Raw genomic sequence first — 24,178 nt, 5'->3', positions numbered from 1 at the left:
GATGAGCCGCAATGAATCGCTCATAGTGTTTTCCGGATCACATGAACGGCGGTTGCCTTGAAAGATGCAACCACGTCGCTTCCCTCACGGAGCGATAGATTTTCCAGCGACTGGTGGGTTACATAGGCTATGAGGGGGAAACCGCATTCAAGACGAATTTTGTTGAAGAGCCCCATAGGAGTGATCTTAACAATATTTCCGTGAAATACATTTCTTGCACTTGTCGCCTCCCCCGAAGTACCTGTTGAAAGGGTCACATTCTCAGGGCGGATAAAACAGACGACTGTTCCCCCTATATCGACAGTACCGACTGCTTCAACATCCCGGCCTGAGACAGACGCGACAAAGGTGCTGCCATATTTTTTTGTCACACGCCCTGTTAAAACCGTCTCCATGCCCACGAATGAAGCGACAAATTCGTCCACAGGATTATTCATCACCTCCGCCGGAGATCCGATCTGCGCGATTTTTCCCTGATTCATGACTGCAATCTGATCCGACAACCTGAGGGCCTCCATCTGGTCGTGCGTCGCCATAACAGCCGTCGTTTTCGTTTCACGGAGGATTCGATCGAGGTCTTCCATCAATGATTCACGCGTCGGCGGATCGAGGGACGAAAAAGGTTCATCGAGGAAAATGATCTCGGGCTTTACCGCAAAAGCCCTTGCGAGGCTTGTCCGCTGCGCTTCTCCGCCGGAGAGCTTCCGGGCGGAACGATTGACAAGGTGACTGATACCGAACCGCTCCAGATATTCATCCACCACACGCCTGATTTCATCTTGTCCCATTCCTCTAATTTTCAGGCCTGACGCGACATTATCAAAGACCGTTGTGTCAAAGAGAAGGGGTTCCTGGAAAACCATGGCAATATGCCTTCGATACGTTACTACTGTATGATTCGATTCGATCCTCTGTCCCCTGAAGATAATTTCACCATTTACTGACTTCAACAAACGGGACAACGCAAGCAGCAGCGTCGATTTGCCTGCTCCATTCGGACCGATAAGAGAAAGGACTTTTCCTTCCGGAAACGCGAGGGTGGGAATATCTAAAACAAGCACCCCTCCCCTCTTGACCTGAAGATTTTTGACCTCGAGTATGGCTTTCCCCGTATTCACCGCGGTCGCTCTCTCTGCTGGATATGTGTGAGGATAGAATTAATAAAAAACGCTAACAGCAACAATATAATGCCGAGGGCCATGGCGATATCAAAATTCCCTTTACTTGTTTCCATAACGGTTGCTGTCGTCAGGACGCGCGAGTATCCCTTGATATTACCACCGACCATGATGGACGCTCCGACTTCGGAAATAACGCCTCCGAACCCTGCCATTACAGCAGCCAGGAGGGGAAGCCGGGCCTCTTTTACCAATATCCATACCATCTGAAGGCGGGTCGCCCCGAGAGCCAGAATCTGCAATCTGAGATTCGCCGGCAAAGCCTGCATGGCAGCCAGGCTGATGCCCATGACGATGGGCGTGGCAATGATGGCCTGAGCGATGATGATTGCTGTCGGTGTATAGAGGATTTCGAGGAAACCCAGTGGTCCGTTTCGCCAGAGGAAAATGGTAACGAAGAGGCCCACCACTACCGGCGGCAGGCCCATTCCCGTATTGATCAAACTGATGACAAGCCTTCTTCCAGGAAATTGTGTGAGAGCCACCGCGGTTCCTACGGATACCCCGATCAGCAAGCTGATAAACGTCGCTGTACCAGACACCTTCAGGGAAAGCCAGGTGATGCCTAAAACTTCAGGATCGAGGGTAAAAAGGAGAATAAAAGCCTGCTTTATTCCTTCGATGATTATGTCCATGAACTGCGTCCTTCCTATACCACCACTGCTGTTGACTTAGGCTTTCCGAACCCGCCTCATCCCCCTCCCTCAATCCCTCCCACCAGGGGAGGGAAGCTTAATAACGGGAACTGATTGTTATTTTCCTAACGCTTCTACCTTCTTTCCTGCATCGGGGAAGAACAGAGGTGAACCATACTTCTCCACGCCAAATTTTTTAATTATACCCTGAGTCTGCTTGGAAACCATAAAATCTGCAAAAGCCTTAGATCCTGCGGCATTTACTTTTGGCCACTTAGCAGGATTGACCTCGATGACATGGTAGATGTTGAGCAGCACGGCGTCCCCTTGAGCGAGAATATCAAGGCCAAGGTTTTTCTTCAACGCGAGGTATGTTCCCCGGTCGGCAAGTGTATACGTTTTTTTCTCGGCGGCAATACTCAAGGTCTGTCCCATGCCGAGGCCCGTCTGCTGATACCACTTCTGCCCTTCCGGGTTAATTCCGGCAGCCTTCCATATGGCTTTTTCTTTGGAATGGGTTCCGGAGTTATCTCCTCGTGACATGAAGACGGCATTCGCTGCGGCAATCTTCTTGAAAGCCTCTACAGATGACTTCGACCCCTTGATTCCGGCGGGATCCGTTTTCGGCCCCACAATAATAAAATCATTATGCATGACAAGCCTTCTGTTGATTCCATACCCCCCCGCTACAAATTTCTTCTCCGCATCAGGCGAATGAACCAGCAGTACATCCGCCTCTCCTTTCTGACCCATGGTCATAGCCTGTCCGGAACCGACGGCGATGGTCTTGACAAAATAACCCGTCTTCTTTTCAAAGATGGGAATCAGCACATCCAAAAGACCCGAATCCTGGGTGCTGGTCGTCGTCGCGAGAATAATGTTTTTCTGCTGCGGTTGCGCAGCCATAGCGGGTAACACACTGAAAACAACGGCTAAAACGGATAGTATCACCATAATAAAACCAATTTTATTGAATCTTTTCACGATTTTACCTCCTGAAAAAAAATAGAATTAATTTTTATGCAAAGCAAGCAGTTACTTATTGCCCTGTGACTTCACCCATTCTTTGGAATTCGGGAAGAACAGAGGGGCGCCATACTTGTCTTTGCCGAAATCCTGGATGATTTTTTGACCCTTCTCTGCCGATATGAGCCATGCGACAAAGGTCTTGACATCTTTTTCATTCACCCTGGGAAATTTCCCGGCATTAACCGGGATAAGGGAAATATAATTCAACAGGGCATCATCCTTTTCCACAAGGATGGTTATTTTGATTTGATCCTTTATCGAGAGATAGGTCGCCCTGTCAATGACTGTATAGGCCTGCTGCTGGTCTGTGTAACGAAGGGTCGGCACATTTCCCTCGGCTCCCTTTTCATAGATTTTATACCAGGCGCCGGTCGGCTTGACCCCCGCTTTTGCCCAGAGCTCCATTTCCGCCACGTGCGTTCCCGATTTGTCGCCTCGACTGATGAATGCTGCGCCCTTCTCGGAAATTGTTTTGAGGGCCTCCGCGGCGGTTTTTAACCCTTTAACGCCTGCCGGGTCGCTCGCAGGGCCGACAATCACGAAATCATTGTACATCAGGGGAATTCTCTCCGTGCCGAAACCGTCTCTGATGAATTTTTCCTCAAGGGATTTCGCATGTACCATAACTATGTCAACATTCCCTTTTTCTGCAATCTTCAGGGCCGCTCCTGTCCCTGCGCCTACATGCCTTACCCGGATGCCTGTTTCCTTCTCAAACTGATCTTCCAAAACACTTACAATGCCTGAATCAATAGGCCCGATTGTGCTGGCCATGAGGATAAACTTTCCGCCCTGTGCCAAACTCAGACAGGGAATAAACATACATAACAAACTTATCCATAACCACTTTTTCATAAGAAAAATCCTTTCTGCTGTCTGTTTTGCCGAGACATCAAACCGCCGAGTACAGTATTTTCCCGGAGTTTTTGAAGTCATAACCACCCAATTTATCTACTATTTTTCGAAATTCCCCCGATTTAAGAACATCTATAAATGTCTGAAGCCCTTTTTCAAAAAAGGTCGCCTGATCAAGGATCATGTCAAAGCTTTCCCAGGTGATAGGTATGAATTGAAGACCCAGGAGTTTTGATACCACCGCAGTGGCTATCCCCACATCCGCTTCTCCCGAAAGGATAGAAAGACCTACGTCAAAATGTGTGTAGACCTCAACATCATAGCCGGAAATTCCAACCGCTGTAATCCCCAATCGCTGCAGATGGTAATCGATGAGCAGCCGCGTACCGGAGCCCTGCTGTCTGTTAATAAATCTGTTGCCTTTCTTGGCCAGATCCTCAAAGCCTTTGATCTTGCGCGGGTTGCCGGGGGCGACCAGAAATCCTACCTCACGCTTGAAGAGATTGACAACGACAGCTCTCACATTCGACAGATAGGTCGCCAGATAGGGAATATTATATTGGCCGCTTTTGACATCGAGCAAATGGGACCAGGCAATATCGGTATAACCCATGTTCAGAGCCTTCAGTCCTTCTGTACTACCAGTATTTGCAGAAAAGATGTAAAACTCAGGATGTGAATTTCGCATACAGGTCTGAAGTATATCCAGAACCGGGTCATTGCTGCCTGCTGCCAGCAGGGCGCCTGAAATATTTTTGCTTTTCGGTCTAGCTTCCTTGATTCCCTGCCCTGCGTTTGTTTCAATCCACGCATCAATCAGCTTTTTCGGGAATATCCATTTCCCCGTGACCCGTGTGGCAGGAATCCGTCTCGCTCTGACGAGCGCGTAGACCTGCTTCTCATGGATACCGAGATACTGGGCTACCTCTTTTGTATTGAGCATATCTCCGGACATAACATCCTCCCCGAAAGTGATAGAAAAGGATACACGAAGCTGAAAAGAACTTCAAGATAACAGATTACAAACAATTACTGAATCTTACTTTTGTTTCTGAATTATTCTAAAAGTAAACGCAGGGTATGAAAAAGAGCCCCTGGTATCCCCCGGGGCTCTTTATAGCGCAACAATTATTAATAATAACCAGTTTAGAAGGTCAGCGTCAGTTTATGCGTCACGAGATAGTCATTTTCAACCTTGTTTGTTGAACTGGTGCCCTTGAAGGCATCGCCTGCCCAGAGGTACCCAAAACCGATCATGTATTCGAGGTTGTCATAGATCTTGTAAGCCGCGGTAAGATCGGCCTCGTAACCGAGCTTCTTGCTGACTAACTCTGTGGTGGTCGGATTTTCATTGAGTTTTGCAGTGGTAACATTGAACTTTACATCCAGTTTGGGCATCGGCTTAATGCCGGCGAAGAGCTGGCCGCCGAAGACGTTATCTATATTGTTCGCCACGGTTTGATAATTACCCACTGCACCATACCATCTGCCCATATCATAGTTCATCAGTATCAGGCAGGGATTGAAGTCGTTCCCCGTCTTCACTCCGCCTTCATACTTACTGCCTGTACCATTCGCATCGGTTGTCTTCTTATCACCCGATGCATAGAACACAACAGCGCCTACGTACGCCGGTTTAAGATCAGCATTGGCCATTATATAGCCTCGCCATGCCGAAATATCCTGATCCATCCGGATGGTTGCGTTTTCTGTTATGTATTCTCTATATTTACCCGTGGCAAAACCGAGTTCTGCCTCGACATAGACGGGCCCGAACTTAGCTTTCGCGTACGGATTAATGGCATAGTACTTTGCCTTGTAGCCGGTGGCTTGACTATCGGCATTGGAAGTATCAAGTACGTATTGTAATTGAAGACCAGCCTCCCCCGCGTTCCATTTGTACCATCCTTCCAGAGCAAACTTTTCCGAGTCGTGCTCTGACGCGTACCCTGCTGTCCCATATTGTGTCGCGACAACTCCCTTACTTCCTTCAACCTTATCCCAGACGGCACGCACGGTTACCGGACCCGTCACGAATATGTACCTCGCCCTTGCGCCGTTGTCCGTCTCGCTATTGTTTCCATAGACCGTACCCCAAGCGCCCCTGTTCATGTATCCCGCCTGAAAGGTGCCGATAGGAACGGCAAAGGTCACAAACGCATTTTCGAACTTGATATTCTCCGAAATGGTATCAGGAGTTGCTGCATATCCTGCCGCGGCGCCCCATACCTTTTCCATGGCATCGAACCGGGTTGTGAATGTCAGGCCTTCCGCTATCTTAAAGGTTGTTCCAATCCTCGCCCGCTGCCAAATACTGGACACGCTTCCGTATGTAGGATCTGCCAGCTTGCGGTTGTTGTCATACGTACCCTGCGCAACATATGACCCGTCGAACTTAACATCGGCCGCCGCCGCTGGCATGGAGAAGGCCGTAATCAGTCCAATTGATAGTAAAATTAAACAAAACTTTCTCATTTTTTCCTCCTGTCTTTAGTTTAGTTTCAAATTGACCTTTCCGGGCATGATTGTGGAAAGATCGCTTTTTAAATTGTAATGAGAATACCCTCTCAACGTTACACGCTGATGACAGAATTATGAAGGTTCTGTTAATTCAGTCAGCTTGAATTGAAACCCGAAGGGGTACTTTTCTCAGGCTCATCGATATAAGGATGTTGCGCTTTTCCCCTTATCTTTTGAAATCACCGTGCTTCGCAATGATACATAAAGAAGGAAAAAATGCAAGAAAAAAAATTACAAAATATTACAATTTATTACTAATATATCCAAAATAATCCAGTAATCATTCGGGAAAAGCGGCAACTTTTAGAACTTGCGAAATCACTTCAAGCCATGTATCTAAGAAGCCGCTGAGTCATTTCATGAAATAAGACCTTAAAGCAAATTGAAGCGTTCCGGCCATAAGGAGAATATATGAAAAGGTTTTCGAAGATATTCATTCTTCTTTTCATCCTTGTCTTTCTTTTTCCTCTGTCACTTTATGCAGAAAAACCATCCTTTGTTGATCTAACAATCCTTCATGTCAATGATACCCATGGGCGTATTCAGTCGTATATGGAAACAGGAATGGACAAAAAGAAAATGGTTAGCGGCGCTGCCTATCTGGCTGGAATGATCAAAGAAGAAAGATCAAAGAACCCGGAGGGTACTTTACTGCTCTCGGCGGGAGACATGTTTCAGGGAACGCCTGTTTCCAATCTCTTCAAGGGGCAACCGGTCATCGATGTGATGAATTATCTGAGATTCGATGCAATGGCCGTCGGAAATCACGAATTCGACTGGGGGATGGAGGCCTTTAAACATTTTCCGGCTATGTCCAACTTCCCTTATTTGTCTGCGAATATCAAAGATGACCTTGATCAATACCTCCCGGGGGTTAAACCGTATATCATTGTAACCAGAAAAAGCGTAAAAATCGCAATTATCGGTTTTACCACACCTGAAGTTCTCTACGTCACAAAACCCGGTGATGAAAAGCGAGTGCTCGTTTACAAGCCGGAGGTCATCCTTCCCCACCTCATAGATAAGGTAAAAGACGAAGGGGCCGCTATTATTATCGTTCTTTCACACTTAGGCGTGAACGCCGATAAAGAGCTGGCACGGGGTGTTTCCGGCGTTCATGTAATCGTTGGAGGGCACAGTCATACGCCATTGGCAACGCCGATAGTCGTCGGGGATACAATTATTGTCCAGGCAGGCTGCAACGGATTATATCTGGGAATATTAAAACTCAGAATCGATACGAATACCGGCATGATCCTTCAGCACACGGAAGAAAGAGAGCTCAGACAGGTAATCGCCGATAAAGGCGATCCGTATGATGAAGAAACAGCCAAGATTGTTCAAACATACTATGGTAAAATTCAAAAGGAGTTTGCCCGGGTAGTCGGTGAAACTTCCATCGATCTGGTAAGACATCACCAACAGGAATCGAACGTAGGAAACCTTGTATGCGACGCCATGAAGGAAACAACAAACGCGGATATTGCCTTTCTGAACAGCGGGGGAATCAGAACCAATATCCCAAGAGGGAAGATCACGATGGAGCAGGTCTTTACCCTTCTGCCGTTCGATGACGCACTTGTGACCATGAACCTTACAGGGGAGCATATCCTTGAAATTCTCGAACGCAGCGCGAAGCTGGAACGCGGAATCCTGCAGGTATCGGGCATAAAAATTCGTTATGATTTATCCGAACCGGCGGGCTCCAGAATTAAAGATGCATATGTTGAGAGCAGACCTTTAGATAGACAAAAGACGTATACGGTAACAACCGTTGATTTCCTGGCCGATGGCGGCGACGCATTTTCGACCTTCAAGAAAGGGAAAAATATCGTCTACGGGATGGCCTTGCGGGATGTTTTCGTATCCTACCTTAAAAAGCACTCCCCTGTTTCCCCACGGACAGAGGAGAGGATTATCATTAGTATAGAATTGAAGAGACTAAAGCTTCATGACGAGCAGGTAGGTCTTTCCCGTGTCAACCTCTTTGATCTGCAGCCTCAGCTCAATTGCCTTTTTCGATTCGCCCGGGAAAAATATAAACCCATGGGCGATCTCACCGGGCCTGATGGAACGGTTTTCGAGGGACCTCTTTTCCAGATCCGACCTGATTCTGGCTTGGACATCCGTGTCGCTCAATCCTTTTGAACCACCCATGGTGATTCCCGCAGCCGCACCCAGGGCCGCCCCTTTCATCGCCGCATCAGCAACATTATGCCGCGATACAATGCCGATTGCCGCACCGACAATACCGCCCGCAACACCCATGAACGCGCCATATTTCCCCGCCTCCGGTACAACCTTACCCAGTTCCGTTTTCTTATTTATTCGATCATAGGCCATTCTTTCCTCAAGAACTGGCCAGAGGTTGTTTTCACCATCCACCAGAAATGTCTGACTGGCTATAATGTCTATTGGATGTTTCCCTTTATTGTCAAAAATGACTCTGACAGGCAATATACCCGCACCGACGATGTCAAATCCGAAAGCCGACTCCGCTTCTTTCTTATCTCCAAATGACTGAGCGGCCAACACCGCGCCGGCAACTTCTGTTGCGTTGGGGTATCCGGCGGGCATTTTGAACGGTACCACCCGTGCCTCGTAGCTTGCACAACCCATGAAAAAGACAAGGATACTTATAGCTGAAAATATCCTGAAGAATCTGCCGGTCAGCATTGTCGAACCTCCTGTTTCAAATAGTCACAAATAAGTTACAGAAAAGGAATCTCTTTGTCAATCGCAATCGGCGTTACGATTTTCACGTTGACAGGGATCGAGTTCTCTATGATAACTAAAAAAGTGGTTGGTCCACTCATTGTTCAAGATTGAAGACCTGCTTCATAGAGGGCTACTATGGAAAAGATAAGAATGGGAATCAGTTCCTGTCTTTTGGGGAACAATGTCAGATACGATGGAGGACACCAGCATGACCGATATATCACCGATACCCTTGGGCGATATTGTGAATGGGTGCCCGTATGTCCGGAGGTTGAGTATGGACTCGGGATTCCGAGAGAAGCCATGCACCTCGTCGGAAATTCTGAAAAGCCGCGCCTCATAACAATTCGGACGGGGATTGACCATACTGATGGAATGCTCACATGGGTAAAGAAAAGGCTAAAAGAACTCGAAAGCGAAAACCTCTGCGGATTCATATTTAAGAGCAAATCTCCCAGTTCGGGGATAGGGGGGGTAAAAATTTATACACCCCCAGGCATGCCTGGCCGCAAAGGCGCCGGCATATTCGGCGGCGCCTTTATGAAACATTTCCCCCTTGTACCGGTTATAGATGAAGGCCGACTCCATGACTCCACCCTGAGAGAGAATTTCGTCGAGAAGATATTTGTCTATAAAAGAAGGAACTGCTAGAACTTATAGAAAATTACCACAGGGGATTGGTTCCTCTCATTGTTCCTCTTATGCTGATTAGACATTACGTCCGAAAGTTCAACGAACCTTATTTAAAGAAACAATATTACCTGAATCCCCATCCCCTGGAGCTGATGTTACGAAACCATGTATAGAGGCATGAAAATCTCTATTATTCTTCCAGAAATTCCCTTTTCATAATTTCACCGTTTCTGCCGATCACCACTTTTTCCAGCGGTATTTTCATACCCGCCATATCCATCCCTTTCCGGATAATCATGGGAAGGCCCTGACAGCAAGGCACCTCCATCACGAGCACGGTAATGCTCCTGATATGAGCTTCGAGAAATATCTCGGCAAATTTATGCGCGTACATCTGGGCATCATCAAATTTCGGGCATCCGACGAGAACCACTTTCCCCTTCAAAAAATCATCGTGAAATCGTGGATAGGCAACAGGGGTACAATCTGCCGCGACCAAGAGGTCTGCCTCCTTTAAAAATGGAGCGGTCGGCGGTACGAGCCTGATCTGTACCGGCCAGTGGGACAGAGCCGAAGTGCTGCATGTCTGTGCGGCAGGTTCATTTGCCTTCTGACATGGTGTTGGAGATGCAAAGCTCTGGATCAGTGAAGACGGGCACCCGCAGGCCATAGCCGGCGTTTCCGGAATCCGCGCCGCTTCCTGAGATTTCAGATGCTTATCAACAGATACCTTATCAAACTCTTCTGCCTCACAATCAACGATTCTGAGGGCGCCTCTGGGACACTCACCCAGGCAGGCCCCCAGTCCATCGCAATATTTTTCTGCTATCAGTTTAGCCTTTCCGTCCACAATCTGAATGGCGCCCTCGGCGCAGGACGGAACACATAATCCGCAGCCGTCGCACTTATCCTCATCAATCTGGATCATCTTTCTCTTTACCTTCATAAATCTTCCCCCTCTATTATACGATATTTGTTACGAAGCTTTCTTTCACCATTCATACACATTTGCCATTACTATAATCTCCCTGTTTTCTTTTCACATTGACTAAAGTCAAAAAATTTCACCTTATCTTCTCATTTTTTCCTTTTGGGCAATGATTTATTACTTTATAATGCAACGATCTAACTAAAGTAGCCTCATGTCAAAGAAGACAGATGTTACTTTATAGGAGAGGATGAATATGAATGTGATCGATCATATTGCTACAATCCCCCTTTTTGAAGGTTTACCAAGAAAACAGCATGAAACACTGGCTATGATAGCGCTAAACCGCTCTTATAAGAAAGGCCAGATAATCTTCTCGGAGGGGGATGAGGGGGTGGGTTTTTATGTGATCATCTCCGGTCGGGTAAAGATATTCAAACTTTCACCGGAAGGGAAAGAGCAGATACTGCACATGATGGGGCAGGGAGAAATCTTTGGAGAGGTGCCGGTTTTTACCGGACAGGGGTATCCGGCCTACGCTGAAGCCCATGCCCAGAGTTCACTCTTATTCTTTCCCAGGAATGCATTTATCGAACTCATTAAGAAAGATCCTTCATTGTCTCTGAATATGCTGGCCGTGTTATCATGGCGCCTTCGAAAATTCGCGGCCCTGATCGAGGACCTCTCATTGAAGGAAGTACCCGGGCGTCTTGCTGCGTATCTCCTCTACCTCTCCAAAAGATCCGGAAGCGGAGACGAATTTGATCTCGATATCTCCAAAGGGCAGCTGGCCTCTCTTCTCGGTACGATCCCGGAAACCCTGTCACGCATCCTCGGCAAAATGAGCAGGCAGGGATTGATCAACTCAACAGGGTCACATATCAGGATACTGGATCGCGCAACCTTGGAGGAAATTTCCACAGAAGGGAAAAAACTTGAAAATAGTTAAGACTGACGGAAGCGACCAATTATATAAGTGTACTTGACAGAAATACCTCTAAAGCGGTACATATCTATTATACATAATGCAATGGAATAGCCATTCCCTCTCAAAAGGTATTTGTATGTCGTTCCTTAAGGATAAAATCAAAGAAGAAGAATCACATGATGAAAAAGGCCGTATCACGGAGAAAAAATTTACCCTCAATGGGAAATTAGAGGGTGAATATACATCCTACTATGATAACGGACAAATCATGGTCAGGTTATTCTTCCGTAATGATAAGAGAGAGGGAGAATCTGCTTCCTATTACAGGGACGGTCAAATCGGGGAAAAAGGTACGTTCAAAAACGATAGTCTGGAAGGCGAATATATCTCTTATTATGAAAGCGGCCGGATCAAAGAGATTGAAAACTATCAAAATGGTAAATGTGACGGAAAATACACACTTTTTTTCACAACGGGCCAGATAAAAGAAGTGGAAAATTTCAAAGATGGCAAGTTTGACGGCGAATACATCTGTTACTATAAAGATGGTCAGATTAAAGAAAAAGGAAGCTTCATAAACGATAAACGAAACGGGACATATATTGCTTTTTATAAAAACGGCCAGGTCAGGGAACAGGCAACATATATACATGGAAAGCTGGAAGGAGAGTTCTTATCTTTCGATGCAGATGATCCGAGATATCAAGGAGACGACGATGAAGATGTTTCATACCCGTTCACCGATGAGATCGATGTGAAAGATAAGGGAAAAAGGATTGATGATTTACTGAAGAATATTGCCGATTTCGAAAAGGAGCTGAAAGAGAAATGATGATCAAAAAGATCCTGATTCCGACAGATGGTTCCGATTACGGGGCAATTGCTCTTGAATACGGCATCACTATTGCCAAGCGTTTTGAAGCGCAACTGATTGGCCTCCATATCATGGATATCCGCTTGATACAAGGCCCTGTATTTACCGACATCTCAGGTTCCGTCGGCCTTCCTCCTTATCAGGAATTTCTCCCGATGTTACAGGGTAGTCTTGATGAAAGGGCAGAGATAATTTTACAGGCATTCAAGACGCGGTGTGAAGAAGCGGGATTGCAGCCTGAAATTAAAAAAACTGTCGGTGTTATTGATGAAATGATTATCGAAGAGGGTAAGAATGCCGACATGATTCTCCTTTCCCAGAGAGGCGAACATTTTCACTTGGGCGGGGGCAGCATTCTCGGATCTACGGCAGAATCCGTAATCCGTAAATCAGGAAAGCCTGTCATGGTTACTCCTAAAACTTTCCGGGAAATCGAAAGCATGGGACTGGCCTACGACGGAAGCGGGCCAGCCGAAAATGCCTTAAAGCTTGCAGGTGAACTATCAGGGTATGCCTCCTGGCCCCTAACCGTCATCATCATCACGGATGATCACGATATGGAGGTAAATCTCACAAAAAAAATAGAGGATTTTCTCACATCATACACAATTGACTGCGAGATTATTATTCTCAGGGGCAAAGAGGACCGTGAAATTATCAAATTCGTCCAGGACGGCTCTGTCGAATTAATGGTCATGGGGGCATATGGTCACAACAGGCTCAGAGAACTGATCCTCGGCAGCACTACCTCCTATGTCATACGCAAAAGCGCAATTCCTGTTTTGCTCACTAGGTAAAACTTTTTAGTAATGAAAAGCTTTGACGATTCATGAAAGAGACGCTCGGTCAGTATCTAAGAAGGAAGAGGGAATCGCGCCTTATATCACTGCAGGAGACCTCTCACTCCACAGGCATAAGCGTTCCTGTGATCGCGGCCTTAGAAGAAAATGACTTCCATTTAATCCCTAAGCCGGAGATGATCACGAAATATTTGAAAAATTACGCCGCTTATTTGAAGTTGAATAAACAAGATGTCCTGAAACGCTATCAGACACAACGTGAGCTTACTCATCAGAAAAAACACCTTTTTCCCCGGATATCTCGCTACTCCGAGGAGAATACATCTTTTAAACAACTAAACAGAGAAAAACGTTTTTTCAAGAAGCGCTTTACCGAAGGCATTTTTTGGTCAGGCATTATTCTTTGGGCTCTCGCCATTTTTTTTCTTTATGTCCATGTGCTGTCACCGAAAACAGAAACGCCCGATACTCAGGAAATAGTTGCATCCAAAGATGTCCGTAAGGAAGCATCTCATGAAAGAAATACTCTGATACCCTCTGTCGCTTCCGAAAAACCGGAGAGTCCACCGGTCAGGGCTTCCGGCCGTTCGGAGGATCGTTCCGCACTAATGCCATCTCGGAATGTTATCCCTTTGGAGCGTGACAGCGGCGCGAAATATGCGAGTACCCAAGCCCAAAATATCCCTCTGCCAGGAAAAGCAAAAGTCATCGGAAACAGGGACAGCAAGCGATATCACCTACCTGGCATGAAATATTACAATAAAGTCAAGTTATATCATCGGGTTATATTTAATTCAGAAACAGAGGCTATCAAGGCAGGGTATAGCAAGGCCAGTGATTAAACCACTTCTGTAAACTTGCCATTCTTCCATTCGCCGACATATTTTTCGCCGGTAGGATGTGTTAGTGTGCCTTGTCCATGATAATCATCATTCTTAAACTGGCCTACATATTTCGTTCCGTTTGCAAAAGTCACCGTTCCCTGTCCATTTTTCTTTCCGTTCTTAAACTGCCCCACATATTGCCCATCAGGCCGCGTCATTGTCCCCTGTCCATGAAGCATACCACTCTCAAACTGCCCTATATATTCCCCACCGTCAGGGTAGGTCATGGTTCCTTGACCATCAAACAAACCGGTTTTCCACTGACCAACATACGTTCTTCCATCAGGAAATTCGGCTGATCCCTGTCCTTCTAAAACACCATCCTTAAATTGACCTGTGTATTTTCTCCCATCAGAAAACGTCAGCTTCCCCTGCCCATTCATTTTGTCATCTTTGAATTGGCCTTCATACGTCCTGCCGTCCGAAAACTTGATCATTCCCTTCCCATTCATCATATCATTCTTCCATTCACAGAAGTATTCAGTGCCATCAGGAAGCGTTAAAATTCCTCGCCCATTCTTCTTACCATCTTTAAACTGCCCCACATATTTTTTACCGTTGGCCTCGGTCAGAGTTCCCTCTCCATTAAACTCATTATTACTGAATTGCCCTGTATAAAACCTGCCGTCCTGATGGGTCAGAACCCCCCTCCCCTCCTTCTTATTCTCCTTCCATTCCCCGATATAATGCATGCCATCATCACCGGACATAGTCCCGTGGCCATTAAACAGATTGTTTTTAAACTGTCCTACATAAGTCCCTCCATCAGGAAAGGTCATGGTTCCCTGACCATTTAATTCACCATTCTTTAACTGACCTATATATTGGGTGCTTTCCTGGAAGGTCATTGTTCCATGACCATGAGGTTCACCTTCTTTCCATTCACCTGTATACGTTTTTCCATCGGAAAAGATCATGGTTCCCTGGCCGCTAAACTCACCATTCTTAAATTGACCGACATATTGCGCACCGTCAGGGAAGGTCATGGTTCCTTGGCCATCCATTTTGTTACTCTTCCAATCCCCCGTATAACGCAAACCACCCGGGTAGCTCAGCGTGCCTTGCCCATCCCACTTGCCGTCTTTCCATTCCCCCACATAATTCATACCACCCGGATAGGACATCGTCCCTTGTCCATCCATCATAATCTTTTTGTCAGGAACTATGTTCTTTGCAGTTTTCTTTCCGGATAGCTTTGCAAAAAACTTTTTAAAAAAAGGGGGCATTTTTTTATCCTCATTTTCAAGAAATTGATAAGATATCTTTCAGACAATCCACCATACAAGTGTCGCTCGGCACACTATCTCGCTTTTTGTTTAAGTTTTCATATGTCATTTTTTTACTTAGAATTTTCTTTCGAGTGGGGCAAGTATAAGGGGAAATGAGTTTGTGTGTCAAGAAGAAGGATACCGTAAGATGCGCTATTCTCCCGTTATGCGTGATTGACTTTTTCATCAGGATCATTTAAGAAAGACCCTCATTTTATAAATAGGAGCATTCTATGGGTTTTTTAAAAGGTCCGATGACCTTTTCGCAGTATCGGGTAACCGGTGAGCCTTCAGCGGATTTCAACAAAATTTTCGATGAGCGGATTAAAAGATACGCCTTCCCCGATTTTATCGGTGCGGCGGCAGAAAAGGCCATAGGCTGGACGGATATAGCAGATCCGCTCGATACTGGATTTGCCTACGCGAAATACAATTTCGGAAGTTATCTGCTATTCTCGCTGCGCATCGACAGAAAGATCGTTCCGCCCGCACTGCTTACGTTAAAATGCCTCCAGGCAGAGAGGGATTTTATCGCGAAGCGGGATACCAAAAAGATTCACCGGGCACAGCGGGAAGAGATAAGAGAAGCGGTGCGGTGTGATCTGTTGAAAAAGGTCCAGCCGACTCCCTCCTTCTTTGAGATATGCTGGCATCCCCAGGAGAAAAGACTTCTTTTTTCAAGCCTTTCCGACAAGATGATTGACGATTTTCACGGTCTCTTTAAAGAATCTTTCGACTTCTCTCTCCATCCTTTCCTCCCCTGGGATCCGCAGTATCTAAGCCAGGAATTTGCTGCACATTTTATTTCATTGGAAGCCCTACCATGGGGCAGGGAATTTCTCACGTGGCTTTGGTTTAAGAGCGAGGAAAAAGATGGGATGATCACTATTGCGCCGGGGGAAGATGTGGAAATGCACTTCGTCAGGCGAATCGTTCTTACCTCCGGAGACGGCGATTATTCTGAACAGGTGGTCTGCCAGGGGATGCATTCCGACTTGAAAGAGGGCAAGGAGGCCTTGCGGCAAGGGAAAAAGATCAAAGAAGCGCGCATTAAATTGTGCCTCGATACGGCAAGCTGGGAATTCACATTCAAGGCTGACCGGTTTCAGTTTCAGTCATTGAAGTTGCCTGAAGCGATGGGGATGGAAGATGACGAAAGGGATGATGAAGGAAAAACGCTGGAGAGGATATATTTACTGGAACAGGCCGAAAAGACGATGGAACGGCTCTTCGAGTCTTTCTTGCAGATCCACCTTTCGCGGAAGTGGGAAACGGAAGAGATGACAAGCATGGCCAAGTGGCTGCAAAGGTGACAACTCCCCGATTATTTGAGGCCCATCAAGTGTCCCAAACGAAACTTGACATGGCAGTGCTGCTATCCTTTATCGTGGCAAAATAATAAACCCCCGGGATATCCCCCGGGGGTTTATTATTTTTTCTTAAAAACAGTGTGACGCTTTCTTGTAATCACCAACTGCCGTAATTAGTTTAAGGTGAAAATTTTTATCTTTTCCCTGCCAAACAGAGATCAGGATAATGTTTACCCTCCTTAGTATCTGCGACCGGCTCCGCTGTTTCCGCCGCCGTTTCCGCCTCTATACCCTCCGCTTCGTCCGGAATCTCGTCTCTGACCTCCCATATCTTTTTTGGGTCTGGCTTCATTGACGACGATCGTATTCCCGTCGAGTTTTCCTCCGTTGAACATCTCGATGGCTTGACGCGCACCTTCTTCTGCTTCCATCTCCACAAATCCAAATCCCTTGGATTGTCTTGTATAATTATCCTTGATAACGGTTACGGCGGCGACGATCCCCGCAGTCGTAAAATTATCCCTTAATACCTCTTCGGTAACATTCGCTGTGAGATTGCCTACATATAAATTTTTGTTCATTTCGTTTTCCTTTCTTCTGAATGGTTGATTGTTTTTTTAAACCTGCTTCGACAATCGCGCAGGTTCATTGTTAAAACTTAAAAAAAAGCACTCCCATTATAGTGTGTCTGAGTGCCTCTTTTACGCAAGCCTCTTACGCAGCCTTAACGTTGCTCGCCGATGGGCCTTTCGGACCCTTTTCGATATCGAATCTTACGCGCTGACCTTCACATAAGGTTTTGAAACCGTTGTCCTGAATTGCGCTGAAATGAACAAAAACATCTTCACCTTCATCACATTCGATAAATCCGAATCCTTTTTTTTCATTGAACCACTTAACTTTACCTTCTGACATTGCGGACATCCTCCTTTCTGATTTTTTTCTAAGTCGGATTACCACCATGACAGAAATAAAAAACCACCAAGACTCTAAAGAGTATGGTGGTTCACCTTACGCTCCACAATGTCTATACCCAACTTACACCATTGTCAAAACCTTCTCCCATGAGAAAAAGACAACTGGGGGTATTTTTATTATGGACCATCATAAAAGTCAAGTCTTTTATTGAGATCATATATTAATGCACTATGATTATGTCGGCGTTTCGTTGAATTGGGAACCCCAACGGCTCTTTTTCAGGAAATTATTTTGGAAATGACCATGTCCGGCGCCGTCATCGTCATCCGGAACTTCGACGATTTCCTCGGACTCATCCCATTGCTCTGTTTTGACGCCTGGTCTTAATCTGATCGGAGAATAGACGGCTGTTTCAATGGGAGGCGCAGGTTCCATGCAACCCTTCATTTTGTAATCAAAATGCCTTGACACACACAACTGTCTTCTCCTATACTTCCGAGTTCCAAAAAGGAATTCTCATAAAAAAAATGTAAAAGGCATAGAGATTCAATAGACCACCCGGAGACGCACCTTCATGCAAACCAAAACATTTCTGCACAATAAAAATATTTATAGTGAATACAACAATTTCAGGAAGGGAATATTCTCCCAATTTTCCCCACGGGACAGCGAAGAGATCCTGTACCTTTTGCCATGGTTGCTGAGCGTTAACCATCCCTCAGTTCCAGGTTATATCAAAGATCTCAAGAAACAATTTAAGGTTTACTCCATTGAAAAGAACAGAGAAATTATAAAACGTGAAAGGATCTTTAAAAACTTATTCAATATAAGAAAAGAAGAAACCTTCTTGAGGTTTCCCACGGATGTGAATCTGATCCAGGGTATCTATACTATCGGCAGTGTTGGAACCATCAGTCAAACATCCCGATCCGATTGCGACGTCTGGATTTGTTTTGATAAAAATAGCTTTGATGAAAAGACGCTACAGCAATTCACTAATAAGATAAATCTCGTAAAAGACTGGTTCGATGCGAACCTCAAAATGCCCGTCTTTTTTTTCGTCAGTGATGTCGAAGATATCAAATCCTGCAATTTCGGGCGTATTGATCATGAAAGTTCCGGAAGTATCCAGAGGAACATCCTTAAGGAGGAATTTTATCGGACAACGATTCTGATTTGCGGTAAAATCCCCCTCTGGTGGGTGTGCCATGATGAAGAAAAGCCCGTGGATTATTGCCAACTGTTGGAGGAGTATGATCATGAGGCTTTCGCAGATTATGATTGCATTGATCTCGGCAATTTGGAAACTGTCGATCGTGGGGAATACTTCGGTGCAGCGCTTTGGCAGTTTAATAAAGCCCTAACCCATCCCCTCAAGTCAATCATCAAAATGCTTCTTCTTGAAATGCTGCTTGTATCACCGAGAGAGGAACTCCTGTGCCATCAGTTTCGTCGATCCATCCTCAGTCAGGCAGCAAACCCTGTTTTTTTCGATCCCAGCATGTTTACAATGGAGGCCGTACTAAAATATAATGAAAATATCGATCCTGATACATTCGAATTTATAGAAAAATGTTTCTACCTTCGTTACGAGATCAAGCTGTTATCAAAGAAACTAACCATCAAGGAGAATCTTTGTAAAGATATCTTCGTAAAATATCCGTTTGACCGTAACGATATCTATCACCTCAATAACTTTTCTTCATGGCCGTTCTACGAGCAAAAACAATTCGGCGACAGGGTACTTGCACTACTAAGACATATTTACAAAGGGATAACCACCCTCAATCTTGATATCACCAACGGTATTAACCCTCAGGATCTGACCATTATGGGGAGAAAACTCTCTTCATGTCTGGGGAAAAAGACTCATAAAGTTCCAATAATTCACAAAACAACGGATAATTTAAATTTACCCGTTCTCACTTTTCATGTTGAAGGGAAAAGATGGCAGGTCTACCCTGCCGGTGAACCTTCTCAAGTAATCATAGAAAGTACAGGTATCGTTTATTGCCTGGCATATTTGATCTGGAATGACATTTTTCTTTCCGGTCAGGTCCGTATGAATCCTAATCCTACACCTGTCACCCTTCAGGAGATTATGAACCTTGCGAAACGGATACATGAGATTTTTGGGATTTACGATGCTGCGTTACTTGATTTCGATAATTTTCTGAAGCCTGAGCGAATAAGCAAAATGCTTGTAGTGGTCAGTTTTGAAGGCGCCCAACACAATAAGGATATGAATGATTTGTGTATCATCTATAAAAGCAACTGGGGAGAGCTCTTTGTCAGAAGGTTCAAATCACTGGAACAATTAAAAGAATTTGTCAATGCCGACAGGGATAAATTCGACCGCGTGGATATAGATTACTATGTGCAGCGAAGCTGCCAGTATTACGAAAAAATCATCGAAAGAACCAAAAGTATCATTAGCCAAGTCATTCTTTAGAATCAGAGCCATGTTCTGATACAGCTTGGATTTCGCACCGCATCAGGACAATCGACAAAAGCGGAACTTTTGTCCTTCCTTCTTTATTTTTATTTTGGTGAAAATCTCCGATATGTGTTTCTACCCTGCTCTTTCGCACAGTACATAGCGATGTCAGCGTTTTTTATCAAGATGTCCACATCCTCGCCATCATCCGGATAAACAGCAAAGCCAACACTTGTCGTAATATAAAGTTCGTGATCATCAATCATAAATGGTTGCGGAAAGACTCCCAGTATTCTTTCCGCAACCATCATAACTTCTTCATCACGATTAATTTCAGGCAGCAACAGCATGAATTCATCGCCGCCAATTCTTGCTATCGTATCCTCCTTCCGGAGGAGATTCGTCAAACGTTCTCCCACTAACTGGAGCAAACGGTCGCCTGTTGGGTGCCCCATTTTATCGTTAATTAACTTGAATTTATCCAGATCAAGTATCATCACGCCCAATTTTTTCCTGTAGCGTCTGACATGTGCCAGGGCCATGTTGAGACGATCACTGAACAGACGACGGTTGGGCAAGCCGGTCAACCCGTCATGGAAGGCTAACCATTTGACAGTTTCCTCCATCTGTTTACGCTCGCTGACATCGCGGATTGACTCAATTGCACCAACAACATTACCCCTGCTGTCATATAAAGGTCCGGCTATCCCCCAAAGTGCGCGTATTTTCCCCTTTACAGGCGCATCAGCCTCGGCGAAAAGAACGTCTCCTTCTTTTTTGACATATGAATATTTTTCCTCGATCTCCTTATCAGTTAAAAATACCAGATCGATCAGGATCGGTCTTGGATGGCCATAAAACGGAACGGCATATGCATTGTCTCCTTTACCGATAATATCTTTCTTCAACACTCCGGTCATCTCCTCAATAGCCCGATTCCACGAAATTACCTCTTTTTTTTCATTAACCACAAAAGTCGCGTCGGGAAGAAATTCAATGATATCCTGCATACGCCGGTTTGCAGCTCGTAAATTATCTTCTGCCCGCTTGAGTTCGGTAATGTCTTCAAAGGTCACAACCACATTGTCCTCAAAGCTTTCACCAATTTTCGATACTCTGATCCTGCATAAGATGTCCCTACTGTCTTTATGTCTACAAAAAAACTCTAACCCTTCATGATACGTTTTTTGTTTTTCCAGAATTGCATAAAAAATATCAATCACTTTTTCATATTCTTCATCTGTTCGATATAATACACCCATGCTTTTCCCGCTCAGTTCTTCGGGTTTCCAGCCAAAAACCCTTTGCACGTCATCGTTGGCAAAAATAATTTTACGGTTATGCAACCCTAAAACCACTTGGGGAATCGAAGCCAGAATAGATGTCTGTATGGCTTTTTGCTCTTCCAGTTTAATCCTGGCTTCTCTTAAATCGGTAATATCCATGGAGTTTCCTAAAATCGCAGGCTTCCCCTCATAATAAATGGAGGTGACTGTCTCCATTATCCATCTGGTTTGCCCCTGTTTTGTTATGATTCTGAATTCATAAGGAGAACTACGTTCGCCGCGGAGCATTGCCCTGGCATTTTTTATTGTTTCCTCTCCGTCCTCCGGTTGGACCAACTGAATTGATTCATGGTTTACTAACTCTTCCCTCGTGTAACCTGCATAGGTTGCAGCATTGGAATTAATGAAACGAAACATCCCGTCCTGGACCACATAAACACCCGCGAATGATTTTTCAGCCAAAACTCGATAAAGTTCTTCGCTCTCACTGAGCGCCTCCTCCACCCGCTTCTGTTCCGTGATATCCATAGCATTGCCGAGAATGGCCGGTCTCCCCTGATAATGAATGGGGGTGACCGTCTGGGAAATCCATCTCACTTCGTTCTGCTTGGTAACCATCCTGAACTCAAAAGCCTGGTTGCTTCTCCCCGTCAGCATCTCCCGGCTTTTCTTCCTCACCAATTCTCTATCGCCGGGATGAACGATCATATCAGAACTGTGCCCAATCAGTTCGTCGGCACTGTACCCTGCATACGCAATGGCGCTGGTATTGATGAAAACAAATTTCCCGTCCTGCACGATGAAAACGGCAGCAAGAGAACTTTCCGTCAGGATTCTATAAAGCTCTTCAGCTCTCTTGCGCTCAGAAATATCACGGACAATTGCCTGAATGAAAACTTTACCTTCTGACTCAACACTGTTCAGGCTCACTTCGGCATCAAAGGGGGTTCCACCGTAATCACAGTGTTTCCACTCGAAAAATTGTGATTCTCCAGAAAGTGCTGCACCAATCTTTTCAAGAGCCTTCTCTTTTGAGTCTCTTCCATCAGGTTGTAATGGAGGAGAAAATCTATAAGGAGGCTGCCCGATAATTTGTTCTCTGGTGCATCGAAACAGTTCCAATGTTCTAAAATTGCAGTCAACGAAGGTCTCTCCACTCATTAGAAATATTGCATCGCTGGCATATCCGAAGAGAGCCCGGTACTTGGCTTCACTCTCCTGTAATGCCTTTTCCGCTCGCTTGCCTTCGGTGACGTCCATGGCATTGCCGAGAATGGCCGGTCTCCCGTGATAATGTATGGGAGTGACCGTCTGCGAAATCCATCTCACCTCATTCTGCTTGGTAACCATCCTGAACTCGAAAGCCTGGTTGCTTCTCCCCGCCAGCATCTCCCGGCTTTTCTGCCTTACCAATTCTCTATCATCGGGATGAACGATCACATCAGATTGCTGATCTATAAGTTCCTCAGCAGAATAACCGGCATAGGCTATGGCGCTGGTATTGATGAAAACAAATTTCCCGTCCTGCACGATGAAAACCGCGGCAAGAGAATTTTCCGCAAGAGTTTTATAGAGATCTTCTGCTCTCTTACGTTCGGTGATGTCCATAGAAATGCAACCAATAAGGGAAGGCTTATCTACCCTGTGAATCGGGAATCTGTGCGTGATCCACGTATGCAACCCATCCCTTTGTGGTCTTTCCGTAATGGATTGTAAAGCTTTACCTTGAAGTACAGTTTCATCATCTCGCCTCGCAACGGCTGCAATTTCTGGGGACCATATTTCTTCGCTCGTTTTTCCCAGCCACTCATCAGGCTTTACACCAAAATATTCTTCAACTTTTTCCGTTAGGAAAATGATACGCCGGTCTGCGTCTTTTATATAGGCACTGCCCGGGAAATGTTGCATGAACTGCTTAAATAGCTCCTCACTCTCTCTTTTAGCCTCCTCCGCCAGCTTACGCTCGGTAATATCCTTAGAAACCACAGCAATGCTTGTAATTTTTCCATCATGACCGGATTCCCTAACAGGGCTGAATGTCCGGAGAAAATATCTGCCGTCTCTCTCACTCCTGTGTTCGTGCTGGATAGACTTTCCCGTGGTAAAAACCTCGTTGACCTTGTCAGTAAACTCTTTCTCCTGGGCTGTCGAATGAAACTCGCCGTATGGCCTACCAATGACCTCCCCTTTTCGTAGACCAAGCCTTGATAAATGGGGTTGATTGATGAAGATATATCTGCAATTTATGTCTACCAGATATAAGGAATCACTCGTTGATTCCACGAGGGAGCGATAAGTATCTTCCTTCCGCTTACCTATGGTAGCACTATCTGCATTTTTGACGTTGACTTTCTTCTTTGAAACTCTTTTCTGATTTCCCCCATATGTCATAATTTCCCCCCTTCATGCCCAACATTGAATGTTTCTATCCCTATTCCAGTTTTTCTCAACGGAAGGTTTAACATTATTATGAGCCCTACAATCAGAAGGCATTCATCATCAGAACTGTTTTTTGATCCTTACACGTAAATCCGCCAAAACGTCGTGTCGAGTCAAATCATAATAAATCGGTGTGATGGAAATCATTCCCTTACTCAGGGCGCAGGCATCGGAGTCGAGTTCTTCATGAACGGATAGTTTCGTCTCACCGGCCAGCCAGTAATAGATATTTTCTCTCGGATCAACTCTTTTTTCAAAGTTTTCTATAAAGCGTGCCCTCCCCTGCTTTGTCACAGCAATTCCCTTGATTTCCTCTTCGGGAACGGAGGGGATATTGACATTAATGGCGTTGTCTTTCATGGGATAGTCTTTTATCATAAATGCCGCCATCTTTCGGGCGAATCGCGCTGCAAAGGAAAAATCTGCGTCTCCATGCGCGTCGAGAGAGATCGCCATTGAAGGAACACCCATAATAACCCCCTCCGTAGCTGCCGAGACGGTCCCTGAATAGAGCACATTGATCCCGACATTGGCGCCT

20 protein-coding genes and 1 pseudogene are annotated in these 24,178 nt (G+C 45.5%); 8 read left to right on the top strand and 13 right to left on the bottom strand.

Annotated elements, in window-relative coordinates; genetic code table 11:
- Nucleotides 1–20 precede the first annotated feature (20 nt).
- The 6 genes from NTW12_11460 to NTW12_11435 all read right to left on the bottom strand — a co-directional run bounded on the left by NTW12_11460 (nucleotide 21) and on the right by NTW12_11435 (nucleotide 6,172).
- Complete coding sequence (locus NTW12_11460; protein MCX5846953.1) at nucleotides 21–1,118, bottom strand: ABC transporter ATP-binding protein; 1,098 nt, start codon at nucleotides 1,116–1,118, stop codon at nucleotides 21–23.
- Nucleotides 1,115–1,813 (bottom strand): ABC transporter permease, encoded by a 699-nt coding sequence (locus NTW12_11455; protein MCX5846952.1) that lies wholly within the window; start codon nucleotides 1,811–1,813, stop codon nucleotides 1,115–1,117. The genes NTW12_11460 and NTW12_11455 overlap by 4 nt, the downstream gene beginning before the upstream one ends.
- Nucleotides 1,814–1,930: 117 nt before the next feature.
- On the bottom strand, nucleotides 1,931–2,719 hold the full coding sequence (locus NTW12_11450; GenBank protein ID MCX5846951.1) for a substrate-binding domain-containing protein: 789 nt from the start codon (nucleotides 2,717–2,719) through the stop codon (nucleotides 1,931–1,933).
- Between the two features lie 129 nt (nucleotides 2,720–2,848).
- Nucleotides 2,849–3,697, bottom strand: coding sequence for a substrate-binding domain-containing protein (locus NTW12_11445; protein MCX5846950.1), 849 nt, complete (start codon nucleotides 3,695–3,697; stop codon nucleotides 2,849–2,851).
- A gap of 37 nt (nucleotides 3,698–3,734) precedes the next feature.
- Nucleotides 3,735–4,652 (bottom strand): helix-turn-helix transcriptional regulator, encoded by a 918-nt coding sequence (locus NTW12_11440; protein ID MCX5846949.1) that lies wholly within the window; start codon nucleotides 4,650–4,652, stop codon nucleotides 3,735–3,737.
- A gap of 191 nt (nucleotides 4,653–4,843) precedes the next feature.
- Nucleotides 4,844–6,172, bottom strand: a complete 1,329-nt coding sequence (locus NTW12_11435) for a hypothetical protein (GenBank protein MCX5846948.1) — start codon at nucleotides 6,170–6,172, stop codon at nucleotides 4,844–4,846.
- 456 nt (nucleotides 6,173–6,628) lie between these two features.
- On the opposite strand from NTW12_11435, the gene NTW12_11430 reads away from it, so the two are divergent.
- Both NTW12_11430 and NTW12_11425 read left to right on the top strand, forming a co-directional pair.
- Complete coding sequence (locus NTW12_11430) at nucleotides 6,629–8,365, top strand: bifunctional UDP-sugar hydrolase/5'-nucleotidase (GenBank protein MCX5846947.1); 1,737 nt, start codon at nucleotides 6,629–6,631, stop codon at nucleotides 8,363–8,365.
- A gap of 705 nt (nucleotides 8,366–9,070) precedes the next feature.
- Nucleotides 9,071–9,741 (top strand): annotated as a pseudogene (locus NTW12_11425) (DUF523 and DUF1722 domain-containing protein).
- Nucleotides 9,742–9,758: 17 nt separating this feature from the next.
- Here NTW12_11425 and NTW12_11420 read toward each other — a convergent pair.
- Nucleotides 9,759–10,514, bottom strand: a complete 756-nt coding sequence (locus NTW12_11420) for a 4Fe-4S binding protein (GenBank protein MCX5846946.1) — start codon at nucleotides 10,512–10,514, stop codon at nucleotides 9,759–9,761.
- A 238-nt stretch (nucleotides 10,515–10,752) separates the two neighbouring features.
- On the opposite strand from NTW12_11420, the gene NTW12_11415 reads away from it, so the two are divergent.
- The 4 genes from NTW12_11415 to NTW12_11400 all read left to right on the top strand — a co-directional run bounded on the left by NTW12_11415 (nucleotide 10,753) and on the right by NTW12_11400 (nucleotide 13,940).
- On the top strand, nucleotides 10,753–11,445 hold the full coding sequence (locus tag NTW12_11415) for a Crp/Fnr family transcriptional regulator (protein ID MCX5846945.1): 693 nt from the start codon (nucleotides 10,753–10,755) through the stop codon (nucleotides 11,443–11,445).
- A 115-nt stretch (nucleotides 11,446–11,560) separates the two neighbouring features.
- Nucleotides 11,561–12,256: a toxin-antitoxin system YwqK family antitoxin gene (locus NTW12_11410; GenBank protein MCX5846944.1), complete on the top strand. Its 696-nt coding sequence runs from the start codon at nucleotides 11,561–11,563 to the stop codon at nucleotides 12,254–12,256.
- Entirely contained in the window at nucleotides 12,253–13,095 is an 843-nt protein-coding gene (locus tag NTW12_11405; protein ID MCX5846943.1) for a universal stress protein, read from the top strand. Before NTW12_11410 ends, NTW12_11405 begins: the two co-directional genes overlap by 4 nt.
- A 32-nt stretch (nucleotides 13,096–13,127) precedes the next feature.
- Entirely contained in the window at nucleotides 13,128–13,940 is an 813-nt protein-coding gene (locus tag NTW12_11400) for a helix-turn-helix domain-containing protein (GenBank protein ID MCX5846942.1), read from the top strand.
- On the opposite strand, the gene NTW12_11395 is transcribed toward NTW12_11400, so the two are convergent.
- Nucleotides 13,937–15,208, bottom strand: coding sequence for an MORN motif precursor (locus NTW12_11395; protein ID MCX5846941.1), 1,272 nt, complete (start codon nucleotides 15,206–15,208; stop codon nucleotides 13,937–13,939). The genes NTW12_11400 and NTW12_11395 overlap by 4 nt on opposite strands.
- Before the next feature lie 275 nt (nucleotides 15,209–15,483).
- Between NTW12_11395 and rdgC the strand changes: the two genes are divergently transcribed.
- Complete coding sequence (gene rdgC, locus NTW12_11390) at nucleotides 15,484–16,563, top strand: recombination-associated protein RdgC (protein ID MCX5846940.1); 1,080 nt, start codon at nucleotides 15,484–15,486, stop codon at nucleotides 16,561–16,563.
- A 236-nt stretch (nucleotides 16,564–16,799) separates the two neighbouring features.
- Here the strand turns inward: rdgC and NTW12_11385 are convergent, their stop codons facing one another.
- The 3 genes from NTW12_11385 to NTW12_11375 all read right to left on the bottom strand — a co-directional run bounded on the left by NTW12_11385 (nucleotide 16,800) and on the right by NTW12_11375 (nucleotide 17,913).
- Complete coding sequence (locus NTW12_11385; protein MCX5846939.1) at nucleotides 16,800–17,141, bottom strand: RNA-binding protein; 342 nt, start codon at nucleotides 17,139–17,141, stop codon at nucleotides 16,800–16,802.
- Between the two features lie 133 nt (nucleotides 17,142–17,274).
- The gene (locus NTW12_11380; GenBank protein MCX5846938.1) at nucleotides 17,275–17,475 is read right to left on the bottom strand and encodes a cold-shock protein; all 201 of its coding nucleotides are present in this window, start codon (nucleotides 17,473–17,475) and stop codon (nucleotides 17,275–17,277) included.
- 237 nt (nucleotides 17,476–17,712) lie between these two features.
- Nucleotides 17,713–17,913: a hypothetical protein gene (locus NTW12_11375; GenBank protein MCX5846937.1), complete on the bottom strand. Its 201-nt coding sequence runs from the start codon at nucleotides 17,911–17,913 to the stop codon at nucleotides 17,713–17,715.
- Between the two features lie 139 nt (nucleotides 17,914–18,052).
- Between NTW12_11375 and NTW12_11370 the strand changes: the two genes are divergently transcribed.
- On the top strand, nucleotides 18,053–19,930 hold the full coding sequence (locus tag NTW12_11370) for a class I adenylate cyclase (protein ID MCX5846936.1): 1,878 nt from the start codon (nucleotides 18,053–18,055) through the stop codon (nucleotides 19,928–19,930).
- 89 nt (nucleotides 19,931–20,019) lie between these two features.
- Here the strand turns inward: NTW12_11370 and NTW12_11365 are convergent, their stop codons facing one another.
- Nucleotides 20,020–23,592 (bottom strand): PAS domain S-box protein, encoded by a 3,573-nt coding sequence (locus NTW12_11365; GenBank protein ID MCX5846935.1) that lies wholly within the window; start codon nucleotides 23,590–23,592, stop codon nucleotides 20,020–20,022.
- Nucleotides 23,593–23,700: 108 nt separating this feature from the next.
- A partial coding sequence (locus NTW12_11360; protein MCX5846934.1) for a 5'/3'-nucleotidase SurE occupies nucleotides 23,701–24,178 on the bottom strand: 478 nt, incomplete at its 5' end.

This window comes from Deltaproteobacteria bacterium (assembly GCA_026388545.1).
Classification (GTDB): domain Bacteria; phylum Desulfobacterota; class Syntrophia; order Syntrophales; family UBA2185; genus JAPLJS01.
Note: the sequence above shows the minus strand (reverse complement) of the source record. Positions and strands in the feature narration are given on the sequence as shown.